This is a genomic window from Reyranella sp. (genome assembly GCF_965279625.1).
Lineage (GTDB): Bacteria > Pseudomonadota > Alphaproteobacteria > Reyranellales > Reyranellaceae > Reyranella.
On record NZ_OZ257251.1, the window covers coordinates 506,813 to 525,212 of the forward strand.

The 18,400-nt window shown below is 66.5% G+C and carries 17 protein-coding genes; 14 read left to right on the forward strand and 3 right to left on the reverse strand.

The window, feature by feature from the left end; translation table 11 throughout:
• Positions 1-1,929 carry a peptidyl-prolyl cis-trans isomerase gene (locus ACQY78_RS02275; protein ID WP_428682340.1) on the reverse strand — a complete coding sequence of 643 codons (1,929 nt, stop codon included), beginning with the start codon at positions 1,927-1,929 and terminating at the stop codon, positions 1-3.
• A 139-nt stretch (positions 1,930-2,068) separates the two neighbouring features.
• Between ACQY78_RS02275 and tpiA the strand changes: the two genes are divergently transcribed.
• From tpiA to ACQY78_RS02300, 5 genes are all read left to right on the forward strand, one after another.
• Positions 2,069-2,824 (forward strand): triose-phosphate isomerase, encoded by a 756-nt coding sequence (gene tpiA, locus ACQY78_RS02280; RefSeq protein ID WP_428682342.1) that lies wholly within the window; start codon positions 2,069-2,071, stop codon positions 2,822-2,824.
• 52 nt (positions 2,825-2,876) lie between these two features.
• Positions 2,877-3,257, forward strand: coding sequence for a preprotein translocase subunit SecG (gene secG / locus ACQY78_RS02285; RefSeq protein ID WP_428682344.1), 381 nt, complete (start codon positions 2,877-2,879; stop codon positions 3,255-3,257).
• A gap of 99 nt (positions 3,258-3,356) precedes the next feature.
• Positions 3,357-4,985, forward strand: coding sequence for a CTP synthase (locus ACQY78_RS02290; protein ID WP_425065980.1), 1,629 nt, complete (start codon positions 3,357-3,359; stop codon positions 4,983-4,985).
• A gap of 60 nt (positions 4,986-5,045) precedes the next feature.
• The gene (locus ACQY78_RS02295; protein ID WP_428682346.1) at positions 5,046-5,807 is read left to right on the forward strand and encodes a hypothetical protein; all 762 of its coding nucleotides are present in this window, start codon (positions 5,046-5,048) and stop codon (positions 5,805-5,807) included.
• Position 5,808: 1 nt separating this feature from the next.
• Positions 5,809-6,723 carry a peptidoglycan-binding domain-containing protein gene (locus ACQY78_RS02300; RefSeq protein ID WP_428682348.1) on the forward strand — a complete coding sequence of 305 codons (915 nt, stop codon included), beginning with the start codon at positions 5,809-5,811 and terminating at the stop codon, positions 6,721-6,723.
• 144 nt (positions 6,724-6,867) lie between these two features.
• Here ACQY78_RS02300 and nthB read toward each other — a convergent pair whose 3' ends face one another.
• Both nthB and nthA read right to left on the reverse strand, forming a co-directional pair.
• Complete coding sequence (gene nthB, locus ACQY78_RS02305) at positions 6,868-7,485, reverse strand: nitrile hydratase subunit beta (RefSeq protein ID WP_428682350.1); 618 nt, start codon at positions 7,483-7,485, stop codon at positions 6,868-6,870.
• A 15-nt stretch (positions 7,486-7,500) separates the two neighbouring features.
• Positions 7,501-8,097, reverse strand: a complete 597-nt coding sequence (gene nthA / locus ACQY78_RS02310; RefSeq protein ID WP_428682352.1) for a nitrile hydratase subunit alpha — start codon at positions 8,095-8,097, stop codon at positions 7,501-7,503.
• Positions 8,098-8,217: 120 nt separating this feature from the next.
• Between nthA and eno the strand changes: the two genes are divergently transcribed.
• The 9 genes from eno to lipA all read left to right on the forward strand — a co-directional run bounded on the left by eno (position 8,218) and on the right by lipA (position 18,397).
• Entirely contained in the window at positions 8,218-9,495 is a 1,278-nt protein-coding gene (gene eno, locus ACQY78_RS02315; protein WP_428682354.1) for a phosphopyruvate hydratase, read from the forward strand.
• Positions 9,496-9,779: 284 nt separating this feature from the next.
• The gene (locus ACQY78_RS02320) at positions 9,780-10,709 is read left to right on the forward strand and encodes a bifunctional helix-turn-helix transcriptional regulator/GNAT family N-acetyltransferase (RefSeq protein WP_428682356.1); all 930 of its coding nucleotides are present in this window, start codon (positions 9,780-9,782) and stop codon (positions 10,707-10,709) included.
• On the forward strand, positions 10,706-11,602 hold the full coding sequence (locus ACQY78_RS02325) for a DMT family transporter (RefSeq protein WP_428682358.1): 897 nt from the start codon (positions 10,706-10,708) through the stop codon (positions 11,600-11,602). Before ACQY78_RS02320 ends, ACQY78_RS02325 begins: the two co-directional genes overlap by 4 nt.
• 142 nt (positions 11,603-11,744) lie before the next feature.
• Positions 11,745-12,044 carry an FtsB family cell division protein gene (locus ACQY78_RS02330; RefSeq protein ID WP_428682360.1) on the forward strand — a complete coding sequence of 100 codons (300 nt, stop codon included), beginning with the start codon at positions 11,745-11,747 and terminating at the stop codon, positions 12,042-12,044.
• Positions 12,045-12,246: 202 nt separating this feature from the next.
• Complete coding sequence (gene pdhA / locus ACQY78_RS02335; RefSeq protein ID WP_428682362.1) at positions 12,247-13,290, forward strand: pyruvate dehydrogenase (acetyl-transferring) E1 component subunit alpha; 1,044 nt, start codon at positions 12,247-12,249, stop codon at positions 13,288-13,290.
• Between the two features lie 4 nt (positions 13,291-13,294).
• A complete protein-coding gene (locus tag ACQY78_RS02340; RefSeq protein WP_428682364.1) occupies positions 13,295-14,686 on the forward strand; it encodes a pyruvate dehydrogenase complex E1 component subunit beta in 1,392 nt (463 codons plus the stop codon).
• A gap of 15 nt (positions 14,687-14,701) precedes the next feature.
• Complete coding sequence (locus ACQY78_RS02345; RefSeq protein WP_428682366.1) at positions 14,702-16,000, forward strand: pyruvate dehydrogenase complex dihydrolipoamide acetyltransferase; 1,299 nt, start codon at positions 14,702-14,704, stop codon at positions 15,998-16,000.
• Positions 16,001-16,009: 9 nt separating this feature from the next.
• The gene (gene lpdA, locus ACQY78_RS02350; RefSeq protein ID WP_428682368.1) at positions 16,010-17,422 is read left to right on the forward strand and encodes a dihydrolipoyl dehydrogenase; all 1,413 of its coding nucleotides are present in this window, start codon (positions 16,010-16,012) and stop codon (positions 17,420-17,422) included.
• A gap of 6 nt (positions 17,423-17,428) precedes the next feature.
• On the forward strand, positions 17,429-18,397 hold the full coding sequence (lipA, locus tag ACQY78_RS02355) for a lipoyl synthase (RefSeq protein WP_428682370.1): 969 nt from the start codon (positions 17,429-17,431) through the stop codon (positions 18,395-18,397).
• Positions 18,398-18,400: the final 3 nt, after the last annotated feature.

The window sequence follows — 18,400 nt, forward strand, 5'->3', positions numbered from 1 at the left end:
CTATTGCTGGGTCGCGAAGGTCGCCTGGAAGGCGGCCTCGTCGACGGTCACGCCGTACTTGGCGCGGAGCGCCGCGATGAGCTGCAGGATCAGGTCGTTGGCGACCATCGTGTCGAGCTGCTTGCCGAAGCGGTCGAGCTGCTCCTTGTCCTTGGTGAGGTCCGGCGGTTCGACGGACTTCACGCGAACCAGCACGCTGCCTTCGCCGGTCCTCACCGACTGGCTCTTGTCGCCCGACAGCTTGAAAAGCTCCTGGACCACCGGCTGGCTGAGATAGTTACCCGCATCGGCCTCGAAGCGGGTGACCGGCTTGGCGATGCGCGCCTCCAGGCCGAGTTCCTTGGCGAGCGCCACGAAGTCGGTGCCGGCATTGGCCTTCTCGACCGCGGCCTTGACCTTTTCGTCGGCCAGCTTGCGGCGCTCCTCGGCCTGCCAGGCGGCCGTGACCCTGGCCTCGACCTCGGAAAGCGCCGGCGTGCGGGCAGGGGTGATGCGGTCGGTGCGCACGATGAAATATTCTCCGCGCTGCGTCTCCAGAAGCTCGCTCTCCGCGCTCTCGCGGGTCGCGAAGGCCGCCTGGATCAGTTCGGAGGCCGCGGGCCCGATCACGACCTGCTTGCCGGCGGCGTCCTGGCCGCGCACGTCGACGTTCTCGTACGTCCTGACCTTGAGGCCAAGATCCTCGGCGGCGGCCTTCATCGACTGGGTCTTGCCCAGCACGCGTTCGAAATCGGTTACCAGCTTGACCAGGAGATCCGGCGCCTGCTGGGCCTTCAAGTCCTTCTCGAGCTTCTCCTTGACCTCTTCGAACGGCACCGACTTGCCGGCCTCGATCTTGTTGATGCGCACGATGTGCCAGCCGAGCGGCGACTGGATCGGTGCGGCCGCGATGCCTTCGGGCAAGCCGAAGATGCCGTCGGCCAGCGGGCCGGGCGGCAGGTCCTTCTTGGTCACGGGCCCGAGCTTGATGACGCCGTCGGCATTACCGGTGACTTCCTTGGCCGCGTCTTCCAGCGACTTGCCGCCCTGGACGGCGGCGATGATCGCCTTGGCCTTGTCCTCGGTGTCGGTCATCGCCTGGTCGACGTCACGCTTCTCGGGCGTGCCGAACTCGGCGGCGCGCGCATCGTATTCCTGCCGCAGGGCGTCGGCGGTGACGGCCACCTGGCTCTCCACGTCGTCGACCGTGATCATGACGTAGGAAAAGGCGCGGAACTCCGGCACCTGGAATTTGGCCTTGTTGGCCTCGAAATAGGTGTTGAGCTGTTCCGGCGTCGGCTTGGGGACATCCACGACGATGGAATCGGGAACGTAGATCGTCTCGGCGGTGCGCTTCTCGCTTTCGAGCTTGAAGATGTCGTTGCGCAGCGTCACCGGCGCGAGGCCGTCGGCGCGAACGACGCCGAACAGCTGGCTGGCGGCGATCTCGCGGCGCATGTCGGCGACGAACTGCGGCTCGCTGATACGGGCCTGCTGCAGGCGGTTGCGATAGAGCAGGGGATCGAACGCCCCACCGGTGCCCTGGAAGGCCGGGTTGCGCGCGATCGCCGCGCGGACTTCCTCGTCGCTCACCGTCAGGCCGAACTCCCGCACGGCGTAGTCGAGGACGGCCCGCTGGATCGTCTCTTCGAGGGCGCGCACATGCAGGCCGTAGCGCAGCGCCTGCTCCTGTTCCGGGCGCTGGCCGGTCTGGCGCTGGATCCCCTCGAGCTGGCGATTGAACTGCTCACGCACCTCGGTCGCATAGACAGGCGCACCACCCACCCATCCGTAGAGAGGAATCTTGGTGCCGCCGACATGCGCCACTTCGGTACTGCGCCCGACCGCCTTCAGCATGTCGCCGACGCCCCACAGGCCGAAGCTGATGATCAGCATGCCGAAGAGGATGGAGAGAACGATGAAGCGAGCGTACTTGCGGAACTGATTCACGGGCCGGACAGGGTTCTTGAAGGGGCGCCATGCCTACCACCCGCCCCATGGACAGGCAACCAAGCGGCCTTTGACCGCAAACGCCACCGCCTTTAGATACGCCCACAACAGATTGGGCCGAACGGGAAGGGGACATTCGATGGCGCGTACGAGGCGGCCGCTGATCGCGGGCAACTGGAAGATGAATGGCCTCAAGGCCGATGCGCTTGCCCTCACCAAGGAACTTGCCGCCGGCGTGAAGCAGGCCGGCTGGAGCGACCGCGAGCTGCTGGTCTGCCCGCCGGCGATCCTGGTCGCCGCGGTCGCCGAGGCGGCCAGCGGAAGCGGACTCCTGGTCGGTGGCCAGAACTGCCATGCCAAGGCGAGCGGTGCCCATACCGGCGACATCTCCGCCGAGATGCTGAAGGATGCCGGCGCGACTCACGTCATCGTCGGCCACTCAGAGCGCCGCGCCGATTGCGGCGAAACCGACGCGATCGTGCGAGCCAAGGCCGAAGCCGCCTGGCGCGCCGGGCTGCTGCCGATCGTCTGCATCGGCGAGACCCTGTCCGAGCGGGAGGCGGGCGACACGCTGTCGGTGCTCGAAACCCAGCTCAAGGGCAGCGTCCCGGTCGGGGCGACGGCCGCCAATCTGGTCGTTGCCTATGAGCCCGTCTGGGCGATCGGCACCGGCAAGACACCGACCGTGGCCGAAGTCGCCGCAGCGCACGCGCATATTCGCAAGGTGCTGGGCGGGCTGACAAGCGAGGCGGCCCGGGTGCGGTTGCTCTACGGCGGGTCGGTAAAAGGCAGCAACGCGGCCGAACTCCTGGCCGCCGGCGACGTCGACGGCGCCCTCGTTGGGGGCGCGAGCCTCAATGCCGCGGAATTTTTGGCTATCGCCAAGGCCGCTTAAAGGAGCTAGAAGCGCCCGCTTGGCGAAGATGCCCTTCTAGCGCTGGACAAAAATGGACGCCGTAAGACACTTTCTCCACGAATGGCGCCTCGTGCTGCTCGTCATCCATGTATGCGTGACGAGCGCGATGATCGTCGTGATCCTCCTGCAACGCAGCGAGGGCGGTGGACTCGGCATGGGTGGCCGGTCGGACGCGCTGTTCTCGGTGCGCGGCCAGGCCAACATCCTGTCGCGGATGACCGCCATCTTCGCCACTATCTTCTTCGTGCTGAGCCTGATCATGGCCTGGAGCATGACCGATCCGGTTCGTGCGACAAGGTCGATCATGGATCGCGTGCCCGCCGGATCGGGTGCGCCTGCCGCCCCCGGCGGCATGGCGCCCGCGCCGACGGCACCTGCCGCCCCGGCGCAACCCGCAGCTCCCACCCGCTAAGGGCCGACATGAAATCAGCTTCCCACCTCCGCCGAAATGTCTCCGGCGGGGCGATATCCCCATGGCTGCGCGCCACAAGCGCTTGTATGCTGTAAGCCCATGACGCGCTTTATTTTCATAACGGGCGGCGTGGTTTCCTCGCTTGGCAAGGGGCTTTCCTCGGCGGCGCTCGGCGCGCTGCTGCAGGCGCGCGGCTACAAGGTCCGGCTGCGCAAGCTCGACCCCTATCTCAACGTCGATCCGGGGACGATGAGCCCCTATCAGCACGGCGAGGTCTTCGTGACCGACGACGGGGCAGAAACCGATCTCGACCTCGGGCACTACGAACGCTTCACGGGGGTCGATGCCCGCCAGAGCGACAACATTACAACGGGACGTATCTATTCGACCGTGATCGCCAAGGAACGGCGCGGCGAGTATCTCGGTGCAACGGTCCAGGTGATCCCGCACGTCACCGACGCCATCAAGGAATTCGTCCTCACCGACACCGACAAGGAAGACTTCGTCCTGGTCGAGGTGGGCGGCACGGTCGGCGACATCGAGAGCCTGCCATTCCTCGAAGCGATCCGCCAGGTCGGCAACGAACTTGGGCGCGAGCGCACGATGTACGTGCATCTCACCCTGCTGCCGTGGGTGCCGACGGCGGGCGAGCTCAAGACCAAGCCGACCCAGCATTCGGTAAAGGAACTGCTGAGCGTCGGCATCCAGCCCGACCTGCTGGTCTGCCGCAGCGGCGACAAGGAAATCCCGCAGAACGAGCAGCGCAAGATCGCACTGTTCTGCAACGTGAAGCCCGAGCGGGTCATCGAGGCGCGCGACGTCGACACGATCTACCAGGTGCCGATCGCCTATCACGACCGCGGGTTCGACCGCGAGGTCTGCCGCTATTTCGGCCTGCCGGCGGAGGAGCCCAACCTCGATCGCTGGCGCGGTATCGTGCGCTCGGTGCGCGAGCCCGAGGGCAAGGTGACCATCGCGGTGGTCGGCAAGTACACGGTGCTGCTCGACGCCTACAAGTCGCTGTCCGAGGCGCTGACGCATGGCGGCTTCGGCAGCAACGTGAAGGTCAGTCTCGAGTGGATGGACTCCGAGATCTTCGAGCGCGACGACGCCGTCAGCCATCTCGAGCATGTCCACGGCATCCTGGTGCCCGGCGGCTTCGGCGAACGCGGCACCGAGGGCAAGATCCACGCGGTCAAGTTCGCCCGCGAGCGCAAGGTGCCGTTCTTCGGCATCTGCTTCGGCATGCAGATGGCGGTGATCGAGGCGGCGCGGAACCTGCTGGGCATCGAGACGGCCTCGTCGAGCGAGTTCGGCCCGACCGACCATGCGGTGGTCGGCCTGATGACCGAATGGATGAAGGGCAATCAGCTCGAGAAGCGCTCTGCGGACGGCGACCTGGGCGGCACGATGCGGCTCGGCGCCTATCCGGCGCATCTGCGGCCCGGCACCAAGGTCCACGAGATCTACGGCCAGGACGTGATCAGCGAGCGGCACCGCCATCGCTACGAGGTGAACGTCAACTATAAGGACCGGCTGGAGCAGGTAGGGTTGCGCTTCTCGGGCATGTCGCCCGACGGCATTCTGCCCGAGATCGTCGAGATTCCCGACCATCCCTGGTTCATCGGCGTCCAGTTCCATCCCGAACTGAAGTCGCGTCCCTTCGCGCCGCATCCGCTGTTCACCTCGTTCATTGGCGCGGCCAAGACACAGAGTCGCCTCGTCTAGACAAGGACGAGGCCGCGGCCGGGTCGCATTTCCGTCACCTTTTTCAGGTGAATTGCCGCCATGTTCCGTATTGCCGCCTTCGTCCTGCTCGCCGTCGTCTCCCTCGGCCCGATCCTGGGGTCGACCGCCTGGGCACAGTCCTATGGCAAGGCCGAACGGCGCGATCCCATCTTCCTGCGCTTTGCTGAGATGGCGAACCGTTACTGGGTGAACACCGAGACCAATTCGGCCAGCCACAAGGTCGTGGCGATTCCGATGCCGAAGCAATGCGCCTTCCTCTATGCCGACGCCTATACGCGCGGGCAGCAGAGCGAGAGCGAGGTGCAGCAGATTGCCGTATCGAACTGCAACCGGCGGCTCGCCGAGCTCGGCCCGCTGGGCGAGAATTACGGCGTCGACTGCCGGTGCCAGGTCGTGATCAGCGACGAGAATTATGTGGTTCCAAAGTCCTCGATGCCGGACGACGCCTACGGGCCCACCTCGATCTTCTATCGCGACGATCGCGGTAACATTGCGCGTCTCAATGGCCTGGTCCGCTACGGCGCGCTGATCGGCCGGGACCGTTCCGTCACCTTCACGGTCGAGAATCCCCGGGGCGAGCAGGTCTGCAACGGCACCATGACCAACGAGACCCCCGGCAGCGGCCAGTTCTCGCTCTCCTGCTTCGGCGGGAAGTTCGCCGGCCGCGGCAGCTACGAAAGCAAGACCGGAGCGCCCAACGACCACATCATCGCCCGCGGGCAGACCGGTCGCGGCCAGCCCGTCGTGATGGTGATCGGCCTCCCGGCGCCGCTCGCCGCCAACACCTATGGCGGCATCTGAGATGCGTCTCGCGGCGAGCCTCGTCTCCCTGGTGCTCCTGGCGCCTGCTGTCGGGCTCGCGCAGAGTGCGGGCGAGGTCGAGCGCTGCTTCCAGAATCCCGGCGCCTGTGCGGGTGGGGGAGGCGGGGGCGCCGCAGCCGCGCCGCCGGCTCAGGCTCCCGCGCCCGTTGCAGCGCGCCCGGCGCCGGCGCCCGACTACACCACCGTACTCAACAGTCCCGATGCCGACCGCAGGAAGATCCAGGAGTCCCTGCGCACCCTCGACAAGTACAATGGCCCGATCGACGGCAACCTGCAGTCCGAAGCCACTGTGAAGGCGATCGGCGACTGGCAGAAGGGACGCAACACGCCGGTCGTCGGCAAGCTCACGCCGCAGGAAGCGGCCCAGCTCAATGCCGAGGCCGCCCGCGCGCCCATCCGCCGCCTCGAATCGCCGCCGCCGCAGACCGCCGCCCCGGTACCTCTGCAGCCCGCGCCGCCCTCCAACGCCGACGCGTTGAAGGCCCTGCAGGCAAGGCTCGCCGAACGCCGCAAGGCCGCCGAGCCGAAAGCCAATGCGGCGGCCCAGGCCCTCGTGCGCGACCTCAAGGCCTACGTTGCCGCCGACGGCAAAGGCGTGGCGGGCGAGCAGTTCGCGGCCTTCGCCAAATGGTACGCCGACAACAAGACGGCCGGCCGCAGCGTGGGCGAGATCACGCCCGTGATCGACGACTACGGCGACGCCAAGGCCGGGGCCGCCACATCGACGGAAGTGAAGTTCGAGACGAAGCAGGGCGACAAGACCTATGGCCAGTGCCTGGTCTTCGCCTGGATCGAAGCGAGCCCGCGCAAGAACCCGCAGGCCTTCACCTGCGACGACGTCGCGGCGGTGGAGAAGTGGAAGACCGACCAGGCGCTGAAGAGCGCCTGGCGCTGATCTCTTGGAGTCGTGATCCTGGCGGAGCCCAAAAAGTCCGTCGTCTCGACCGGAGCCTCGCACAGCGAGGCGTAGCGGAGAGCCTGCCCCGAGCGCTTCCGAGGGGGCGCTTCGGTCGAGACGACGGATCTTAACTCTAACGGTCTACTTCGCGCGCTCCAGGTAGCTCTCGAAGACGCCGACATGGACGAAGGCCGGGTCGGCGGAGTCGGACCATAGGTCGCGGGTGTCGAAGCGGACGTCATAGGTCGGTTCGTCCTCGGCCTCGATGCCGTGGCCATGGGCGTCGGGGAACGGATAGGCCGGCGACACGCCGACCACCACGCCGCTCTTGCCGCGGATGTAGCCCGGCATGCGGACATGGCCCGGGACGTAGTCCGTCTTGACCGTAACCTTGTCGCCGACCTTCAGCGTCTCGCGCGTGACCACGTTGCTGCGGCCGGGGGCGCTGGGCGAGGCGAGGGGGAAGGCGCCCTCGGCGCGCCGTTCCAGCTCCTGCTGGGTGAGGATGCCCTTCTCGACGCACAGCGTGGCGAGGCTGGTCAGCGAGCGTTCGTAGTAGCTGGCCGACAGATAGTGCCGCGGCTCCATGCGCTCGATGGCGTGGCGATACTCGTCCATGTTGAAGATGCCGAGCTTCACCGCCAGCGAATAGAGCGCGTTGACCCGCTTCTCCCACGGCTCGTGGAAGGTCTGGGCGCGGAGCGAATAGCGGACCGGGCCGAAGCCCTGCTTGCCGCCGAGATCGTGCATGCCGTCCATGATGTCTCTCCGGTTCTAGAGGCGCGAGACGCCGATCATGGAATCCTTGGTGACCAGCCCGGCGAGCTTCTCTTCGGACCAGCCCTCCGTGCCCTCCGGGCGCACCGGCAGCACCATGTAGCGCGTGTCGGCCGTCGTATCCCAGACCCGGATCTCCATGTCGGCCGGCAGGTCGAGACCCATCTCCTTCAGCACGGTGCGCGACTGGCGCACGACGCGGGCGCGGTACTCCAGGTCCTTGTACCAGTCCGGCGGCAGGCCGATGATCGAGAAGGCGGTGCACGAGCAGAGCGTGCAGCAGATCACGTTGTGGACGCTCGGCGTGTTCTCCAGCACGACCAGGTGCCGGTGGTGCGGCGGCATCGAGAGGCCGAGTTCGGTGACGGCGTCGCGGCCGTTGGCGAACAGGCGCTCGCGGAACGCCGGATCGGTCCACGCCTTGGCGACCACCCGGGCGCCGTTCTCCGGCACCCATTCCTCCTCGGCGAGATGCTTGAACTCGCGGATGAAGTTGGCGGGCTCCATACCGCGTTCGTGAAACGCGGCCTCGATGGCATCGGTCCGCGCCTCGACGGAGGCGGTGGCCTGATGCTGATGGGTCTGGTCGGGCATTGTTTTCTCCCAGGCGGCGGCAATTTTCGCCGGGAAGTATAGAAAGCGCGCGCCATCGCGTCACTTGCTCCCCGCCGTCGGTGCGGGCTAGACAGGCCGCGCCCAACAGGAGTTTTTCTCATGAGCGCCATAGCTGAAGTCCGCGGCCGCGAAATCCTCGACAGCCGTGGCAATCCCACCGTCGAAGTCGAAGTCGAACTCGACAGCGGCGCGATCGGCCGCGCGGCCGTCCCGTCCGGCGCCTCGACCGGCGCGCATGAGGCGGTCGAGCTGCGCGACGGCGACAAGAAGCGCTATGGCGGCAAGGGTGTGCTGAAGGCGGTCGCCGCCGTCAACGGCGAGATCATGGACCTGCTGTCCGGCCTCGACGCGCTGGAGCAGATCAAGATCGACCGCGCCCTGATCGAGCTCGACGGCACCCCGAACAAGGGCCGCCTCGGCGCCAATGCGATCCTCGGCGCCTCGCTCGCCGTCGCCAAGGCCGCGGCGATGGACAGCGGCCTGCCGCTCTACCGCTATGTCGGCGGCAGCCAGGCCTCGGTGCTGCCGGTGCCGCTGATGAACATCATCAACGGCGGCGCCCATGCCGACAATCCGATCGACATCCAGGAATTCATGATCATGCCGGTGAAGGCCGACCGCTTCGCCGAGGCGCTGCGCATGGGCGCGGAGGTCTTCCACGCGCTGCGCGGCCAGCTCCACGATGCCGGCCACAACACCAACGTGGGCGACGAGGGCGGCTTCGCCCCGAACCTCGCCACCGCCGACGAGGCGCTGTCCTTCGTCATGAAGGCGATCGAGAAGGCCGGCTACAAGCCCGGCGAGGACGTGATGCTGGCGCTCGATCCGGCCTCGACCGAGTTCTTCAAGAAGGGCAAGTACGAGATGGAGGGCGAGGGCAAGTCGTTCGATGCCGCCGGCATGGTCGACTACTACGCCGATCTCGTGAAGCGCTACCCGATCGTGTCGATCGAGGACGGCATGGCCGAAGACGACATGAAGGGCTGGAAGGCCATCACCGACCAGCTCGGCAAGAAGATCCAGCTGGTCGGCGACGACCTCTTCGTCACCAACCCGAAGCGGCTGGAGCAGGGCATCAAGGACGGGCTGGCCAACGCGATCCTGGTCAAGGTCAACCAGATCGGCACGCTGACCGAGACGATGGAAGCGGTCTCGATGGCGCGCAACGCCAGCTACGGCGCCGTCATGTCCCACCGCTCGGGCGAGACCGAGGACGCGACCATCGCCGACCTCGCCGTCGCCACCAACTGCGGCCAGATCAAGACCGGCTCGCTGTCGCGCTCCGATCGCCTGGCCAAGTACAACCAGCTCCTGCGCATCGAGGAGCAGCTCGGCACCCAGGCCCGCTACGCCGGGACCTCGATCCTGCGCGGTTGAGCCGGGACCGATCGAGACGATCAAGGGTCGCTGCGGCGGCCCTTTTTCATGCCGACGTTTCGTATTTCCGTCGTCTCGACCGGAGCCTCGCGGAGCGAGGCGTAGCGGAGAGACCTTCGCTCAACGATCAGGCGGCAAGTGGTAGAGAGAAGGTCTCTCCGCTCCGCGCCTTAGGCGCTCCGGTCGAGACGACGGGGAGGTATGAGGGTGGTGCCGATGGGTGCTGCATCTAGTTGACGAAGGCAAATAAGTAATTGACGATAGCAACCATCTCGGAGGTTGCCATGGCAGCGTCGTCGCTCGCATCCCGCATCGAGGCGGTTCGTCGTTTCTCGCGTTTCTATACCCGCCGCATCGGCGTGCTCGAGGAGACGCTGCTGCACAGCCCCTTCACGCTGCCGGAGGGCCGACTGGTCTACGAAATCGCCAATCGCGACCGGCCGACGGCGCAGGAACTGTGCCGCGATCTCGGTCTCGACCCGGGTTATGTCAGCCGCCTGTTGAAGGGGCTGGAGAAGAGGGGCTGTCTCGCCCGGACGCGCAGCCAGCAGGACAAGCGCGAGACGCAGCTCGCGCTCACCGCCAAGGGCCAGCAGCTCTGGGCCGCGATGAACGAGCAGTCGCGGCAGGACATTGCCGGGCTGCTGGCCGAACTGCCGGTCGCGCGGCAGGACAGGCTGGTCAAGGCCCTGGAGACGGTCGAGAGACTGCTCGACGAGCCGCCGGAGAAGCGCACGCCCTTCACCCTGCGGCCGCATCAGCCCGGCGACATGGGCTGGATCATCCGCCGCCAGACCCAGCTCTATGCCGACGAGCATGGCTGGGACGGCAGCTTCGAGGCGATGCTCGCGGAAATTTCCGCGAAGTTCATCCGCAAGTTCGACCCGACGTCCGACAATTGCTGGATCGCCGAGCGCAACGGCGAGATCGTGGGATCGGTCTTCCTGGTGCGGGCCGGCAAGGCCACGGGCCAGCTCCGCATGCTCTATGTCGAGCCGACGGCGCGCGGGCTGGGCATCGGCCAGAGCCTGGTCTCGGCCTGCATCGAGGATGCACGGGCCAAGGGCTACCGGAAGCTGATGCTGTGGACCAACGACATTCTGGTCTCGGCGCGCAAGATCTACATCGCCGCCGGCTTCCGGCTCATCAAGGAAGAGAAGCACGACAGTTTCGGCAAGAAGCTGGTCGGGCAGTTCTGGAACCTCGACCTGTGAAGCGGCCCGGCCCGCTCTGGGCCGCGGCCGGGACCGGCATCCAGGTCGGCGCCGCCATGGTGGCGACGCGCTACGTCGTCGATGCAGCGGGGCCGGGCTCGCTCGGCTTCCTGCGCTATCTCGTCGGGCTGATCTGCCTGGTGCCGGCGCTGTGGTTACGGCCGTGGCGGCGCATCGCCGGCCGCGACCTCCTGCCGATCGGCCTGCTGGGCATCGGACAATTTGCAGCGCTGATCGTGCTGCTGAATTATTCCCTGCTGCACATCCCGGCGGCGCGGGCCTCGCTGCTGTTCTCGACCTTTCCACTCATGACCATGATCCTGTCGGCACTGCTCGGCCGGGAACGGTTGACGATGGCGAAAGTCGGCGGCTCGCTGCTCACTTTCGCGGGCGTGGCGATCGCGCTCGGAGGGGCCGCGATGACGGCGCAGCCGGAGCACGGATCGGTCTGGCTGGGGACGCTGTCGGCGCTCGGTGCCGCCCTCTGCGGCGCGCTCTGCTCGATCTTCTATGCGCCCTATGTGGCGCGCAGCTCGGCGCTGCACGTGACCGCCTTCGCCATGTTCGTGGCCGTGCTCGCGCTCGCCGGCATGGCCGCCACGGAAGGCTTCTTCGCCGCTTGGCCCTCGTTCACCGCGGGCGAGATCGCGGCCATCGCCTTCATCGGCGTGTCGAGCGGCGTCGGCTTCTTCCTCTGGGTCTATGCGCTCGGCAACGCACCGCCGAGCCTGGTGACGCTGTTCCTCGGCCTCGGTCCGGTAACCGCGGCGCTGGGCGGCACGGCGCTGCTGGGCGAGCCCTTGCCCGTGGCCGCTCTGCTGGGGCTCGGCTGTGTCCTGGCGGGGCTGTGGTGGGCGTTGAAGCCTGACCAGCGGGGGCCGCAAACGAAATAAACGAAATAACCGAAACAGTCGAAATGAATGTCGCACCCTGGACGGTCCTTGGGGGCGGAGTGGCCGGGATCTCGCCGCGCGAATTGAAAATTCTTGACGGAAGGCCACAATATGTTGCCATATCCCTGCAGGAACGCAGCATATGTTGTTGAGACCGCGTCAGATTTTGGCTCCCGTCATCTTCGCCACGGTATTCGGATACTTCGGATACCACCTGGTGAATGGTGATCGCGGACTCTTGGCCATGGCGCATCTGCAGCGCGAAGTCCTGATCGCCGAACAGAACCTCGCCGAAGCGGAGACCACCCGGAAGATCTGGGAGAGGCGTGTCGCGGCCCTGCGCAACCAGAGCCTCGAACCCGACATGCTCGACGAGCGGGCGCGCGTGCTCCTGAATTTCGCGCGCAAGGACGACATCATCGTCTTCATGCCGACGCGCTGACGGTCACGTCACGCGACGATGACGCCTCGTTCAGCGTTCGCCCCGCGGTCATCTGAAAGAAACTGTCCGGCGCGATCCGTCGTAGGCAAACAATCGCTCAATTGCTGCGGCGCACCCGGCGCGAGTCTGTTTTTTCCTGCTAGATCAAACACATCGCCCTGAGCGATGCTATAAGCCGAAGCGCGTTCAAGAGGGGACTGCCATGGCGAAGCCGGCCACGAAGCCGAAAGACGATCCTTCTCCCGCCAAGGCGAAGTCGCCTGCGACTCCGGGCGACAACAGCGTCAGTCCCGACGAGCTCAAGGCGCATTACCGCGACATGCTCCTGATCCGCCGCTTCGAGGAGCGGGCGGGCCAGCTCTACGGCATGGGCCTGATCGGCGGCTTCTGCCACCTCTACATCGGCCAGGAAGCGGTCGTGGTCGGGATGCAGGCCAATGTCCGCGACAAGGACGCCGTCATCACCTCCTACCGCGACCATGGCCACATGCTGGCCTGCGGCATGGACCCCAAGGGTGTGATGGCCGAGCTGACGGGACGCAGCGGCGGCTACTCCAAGGGCAAGGGCGGCTCGATGCACATGTTCAGCCGCGAGAAGAGCTTTTACGGCGGCCACGGCATCGTCGGCGCCCAGGTGCCGATCGGCACGGGCCTCGCCTTCGCACACAAGTACAACGGCGACAAGAACGTCTCGCTGACCTACTTCGGCGACGGCAGCGCCAACCAGGGCCAGGTCTACGAGGCCATGAACATGGCGGCCCTCTGGAAGCTCCCGGTGGTCTACATCATCGAGAACAACCGCTACGGCATGGGCACGTCGGTCGAGCGCGCCTCGGCCACGACCGAGCTCTACCGCCACGGCGAGGCCTTCGGCATCCCGGGCGAGCGGGTCGACGGCATGGACGTGCTGGCGGTGCGGGCGGCGGGCGAGAAGGCCATCGAACACGCGCGCAGCGGGCAGGGTCCGTACATCCTCGAGATGCAGACCTATCGCTATCGCGGCCACTCGATGAGCGATCCGGCCAAGTACCGGACCAAGGAAGAGGTCGACAAGTTCCGCAACGAGCGCGACCCGATCGAGCATATCCGCAAGCGCCTGCTCGACGCCAAGATCGTCGACGAGGCCGCGCTCAAGGCGGTCGACGCGGAGATCCGCAAGATCGTGAACGACGCCGCCGAATTCTCGCAGCACAGTCCCGAGCCCGATCCGTCGGAGCTGTGGACCGACATTCTGGTTGAGGCCTGATCAAATGAGCATTCAGGTTCTGATGCCTGCCCTGTCTCCCACCATGACCGAGGGCAAGCTTGCGAAGTGGCACGTCAAGGTTGGCGATGCCGTGAAGTCCGGCCAGGTGCTCTGCGAGATCGAGACCGACAAGGCGACCATGGAAGTCGAGGCGGTCGACGAAGGCACGGTCGCCAAGATCCTCATCGAGGAGGGGACCGAGGGCGTGGCGGTGAACACGCCGATCTGCGTCCTGGCCGGCGAGGGCGAGAGTGCCGCCGACGTCGAGACGCCGGCGCCCGCCGCCAAGGCTGAAGCGCCGAAGGAAGAAGCACCCAAGGCTGAAGCCAGGTCCGAGGAGAAGCCGAAGGCCGATACACCGCCCGCAGCACCTGCCGTCGTTGCGCCGGCGCCCGAGCCGGAATGGAAGGGCGGGACGCAGCACATCACGGTGCGCGAGGCCCTGCGCGAGGCGATGGCCGCCGAGATGCGCGCCGACAAGTCCGTCTTCCTGATGGGCGAGGAAGTCGCCCAGTACCAGGGCGCCTACAAGATCAGCCAGGGCTTGCTGGAGGAGTTCGGCGACAAGCGCGTCATCGACACGCCGATCACCGAGCACGGTTTCGCCGGCCTCGGCGTCGGCGCGGCGTTCGGCGGGCTGAAGCCGATCGTCGAGTTCATGACCTTCAACTTCGCCATGCAGGCGATCGACCAGATCATCAACTCGGCGGCCAAGACGCACTACATGTCGGGCGGCCAGATGACCTGCCCGATCGTGTTCCGGGGTCCCAACGGCGCGGCCTCGCGCGTCGCCGCCCAGCATTCGCAGTGCTATGCGAGCTGGTATGCCCATGTGCCGGGCCTGCGCGTGCTGGCACCCTGGAGTGCCGCCGACGCCAAGGGCCTGCTGCGTGCCGCGATCCGCGATCCCAACCCGGTGATCTTCCTCGAGAATGAGATCCTCTACGGCCAGTCGTTCGACGTGCCGGAGGATCCCGACTTCGTGCTGCCGATCGGCAAGGCGAAGATCGAGCGCGCCGGCAAGGACGTCACGATCGTCGCCTTCTCGATCATGGTCGGCAAGGCGCTGCAGGCGGCCGAGGAACTGGCCAAGCTTGGCATCGACGCCGAGGTCATCAACCTGCGCTCGCTGCGCCCGTTCGACACCGAGACGATCGTCGAGTCGGTGAAGAAGACCAACCGGCTCGTCTCCTGCGAGGAGGGCTGGCCGTTCGCGGGCATCGGCTCCGAACTCTCGGCGCTGATGATGGAGCACGCCTTCGATTACCTCGATGCGCCGGTGAAGCGCGTCGCCGGTCTCGACGTCCCGCTGCCCTATGCGGCCAACCTCGAGAAGATGGCGCTGCCGCAATCCTCTCACATCGTCGAGGCCGCTCGCGCGGTCTGCAATCGCTGAGGCGGGAGAGACGGCATGTCCATCAACATCCTGATGCCCGCGCTCTCGCCCACCATGACGGAGGGCAAGCTCGCCAAGTGGCACGTCAAGGTCGGTGACACGGTCAAGTCCGGCCAGGTCGTCTGCGAGATCGAGACCGACAAGGCCACGATGGAAGTCGAGGCCGTCGACGAGGGCAAGATCGGCCAGATCCTCGTCGAGGAGGGCACCGAGGGGGTGAAGGTCAACGCCGTTATCGCCGTGCTGCTCGAAGAGGGCGAAAAGGAAATCGCCAAATCCGCAGCGCCTGCCCCTGAAAAGCCGGCTCCCAAGGCAGAGGAGAAGCCAGCGGACAAGCCCGCGGAGAAGCCGGCTGCGGCGGCGCCCGCACCGGCACCCAGGCCGGCAGCGCCTGCGGCTTCGTCCGGCGGCACCCGCCTTTTCGCCTCGCCGCTGGCCAGGCGTATCGCGGCGGAGAAGGGGATCGATCTCGCCGGGATCAAGGGCTCGGGCCCGAACGGCCGCATCGTCAAGGCCGACGTCGAGAATGCCAAGCCCGGTGCAGCGCCCGCGGCGGCTCCGGCGCCAAAGGCCGCGGCCAAGGCTCCGGCGCCGCCCGCCGGCGGCCAGCCGGTCTTCGTGGCGCCCGGCGACAGCCGCGTGCCGCACACCAGCATCCGCAAGGTCATCGCCCGGCGCATGCTCGAGTCCAAGCAAACCGTCCCGCACTTCTACCTGACGGTCGACTTCGAGATCGACGCGCTGCTGACGGCGCGCACCGCAATCAACGCCGTGGTCGAGAAGAAGGGCACCAAGGTCTCGGTCAACGACATGGTGATCAAGGCCTGTGCCAAGGCGCTGCGCGACCATCCCGAGTGCAACGCCTCGTGGACCGAGGAGGAGATGATCCAGTACGGCGCGGTCGACATCTCCGTCGCCGTCGCCACCGATCGCGGCCTCATCACGCCGATCGTGCGCAACGCCGACATGAAGGGCCTGGCGCAGATCTCGATCGAGATGAAGGACCTCGCCAGCCGCGCCAAGAGCGGCAAGCTGAAGCTCGAGGAGTTCCAGGGCGGCGGCTTCACCATCTCGAACCTCGGCATGTTCGGCATCCGCGACTTCGGCGCCATCATCAACACGCCGCAGGCCATGATCCTGGCCGTCGGCGCGGGCGAGGAGCGGGTCGTCGTCCGCAAGGGCGAGATGGTCATCCGCAACATCATGAGCTGCACGCTGGCCGTCGATCACCGCGTAGTGGACGGCGCCCTGGGCGCGCAGTTCCTGCAGACGCTCAAGGCGTATATCGAGCAACCCGCCGCGATGCTGGCCTAGGAGCACGTCATGGCCGAAACCAGTTTCGATCTCATCGTCGTGGGCGGCGGGCCGGGCGGCTATGTCGCCGCGATCCGCGCCGCGCAGCTCGGGCTCAAGACCGCCGTGGTCGAGCGCGAACACATGGGCGGCATCTGCCTCAACTGGGGCTGCATCCCGACCAAGGCGCTGCTGCGCACCTCGGAGGTCTACGGCCTCATCAAGCATGCCGAGGCCTATGGGCTCACGGTCAAGGACGTGTCGTTCGACCCGAAGAAAATCGTCGAGCGCTCGCGCAAGGTCGCGAGCCAGCTCAGCAACGGCGTCTCGATGCTGATGAAAAAGAACAAGATCACGGTGTTCGACGGCACGGCGAAGCTCGCCGGCACCGACGGCGCCAGACGCAAGGTCGCCGTCGCGCTGAAGGACAAGAGCAACGTCACCCTGACGGCCAAGGACGTGATCCTCGCCACCGGCGCCCGCGCCCGCCAGCTTCCCGGCCTCGAGGCCGACGGCAAGCTGGTGTGGAGCTACAAGGAAGCGATGGTGCCGCCGGAATTCCCGAAGTCGCTGCTGGTCATCGGCTCGGGCGCGATTGGCATCGAGTTCGCGAGCTTCTACCGCACCATGGGCGCCGAGGTGACGGTGGCCGAGGTGATGGACCGCGTGCTGCCGGTCGAGGATGCCGAGGTCTCCGCCTTCGCCAAGAAGGCGTTCGAGAAGCAGGGCATGAAGATCCTGACCAGCGCCACCGTGTCGAACCTGAAGAAGGGCGCCAATAACGTCACCGCCACCATCACCGTCGGTGGCAAGGCGCAGGAGATCACGGTCGACCGCGTCATCAGCGCCGTCGGCATCGTCGGCAACGTCGAGAATATCGGCCTCGAAGGCACCAAGGTGAAGGTCGAGAAGACCCACATCGTGATCGACCCGTGGGGCTTCACCGGCGAGCCCAACGTCTATGCGATCGGCGACGTCGCCGGCCCGCCCTGGCTCGCCCACAAGGCGATGCACGAGGGCGTGCTGGTGGTCGAGAAGATCGCCGGCGTGAAGGGCGTGCACCCGATGAAGACCGAGAACATCCCGGGCTGCACCTACTGCCAGCCGCAGGTCGCGAGCATCGGCCTCACCGAGGCGGCGGCCAAGGCCAAGGGGCTGGAGCTCAAGGTCGGAAAATTCCCCTTCATCGGTAATGGCAAGGCGATTGCCCTTGGCGAGCCAGAGGGTTTCATCAAGACGATCTTCGACGCCAAGACCGGCGAGCTCCTGGGCGCCCACATGATCGGCGCCGAGGTCACCGAGCTGATCCAGGGCTACAGCATCGCCAAGACGCTGGAGACGACCGAGGCCGAACTGATGGCCACGGTGTTTCCGCATCCCACCCTGTCGGAGATGATGCACGAGTCCGTACTGGCGGCGTACGGCCGGACGCTCCATATCTAGGCGATCATGGACGGAACCCTCGACAAGCTTTCCCTGAGCCGGGCGGAGCGCCACCCGGAAAAGGCCCATCGCCCCGACAACCCCATCCAGCGCAAGCCGGATTGGATCAGGGTGCGTGCACCCAACTCGCCGGAATATGCCGAGACCAAGCGGCTGATGCGCGAGCTGAAGCTCACGACGGTGTGCGAGGAAGCGGCCTGCCCGAACATCGGCGAGTGCTGGAAGCAGAAACACGCGACCTTCATGATCATGGGCGAGACCTGCACCCGGGCCTGCGCCTTCTGCAACGTGGCCACCGGCAAGCCCGGCGCGCTGAACCCTCACGAGCCGGCCAACATCGCCGAAGCCGTCGGCAAGCTCGGCCTCGGCCATGTCGTGGTCACATCCGTCGATCGCGACGACCTCGCCGATGGCGGGGCAGGGCACTTCGCCGAGGTGATCACCGCGCTGCACAAGTCGGCGCCCACGACCACGGTCGAGATCCTGACGCCCGACTTCATGCGCAAGCCGGGCGCCATTGAGACGGTGGTCGCGTCGCGGCCCGACGTCTTCAACCACAATCTCGAGACCGTGCCGCGGCTCTACCCGACGATCCGTCCGGGCGCGCGCTACTTCACCTCGTTGCGCCTGCTCTCGCGCGTGAAGGAAATCGATCCGGCGATGTTCACCAAGTCCGGCCTGATGGTCGGGCTGGGCGAGACGCGCGAGGAAATCCTGCAGGTGATGGACGATCTGCGCGCCGCCGACGTCGACTTCCTGACGATTGGGCAGTACCTGCAGCCGACGCCCAAGCACGCCGCGCTCGACCGTTTCTGGACGCCTGCCGAATTCTCCGAGCTCGCCCAGATGGCGCGGGCCAAGGGCTTCCTGATGGTCTCGTCCTCGCCGCTGACGCGCTCGAGCTATCACGCCGGCGACGATTTCGCGCGCCTCAAGGCCGCGCGCGTGGCCCAGCTAGAGCAGCTCAAGGGCTGACGG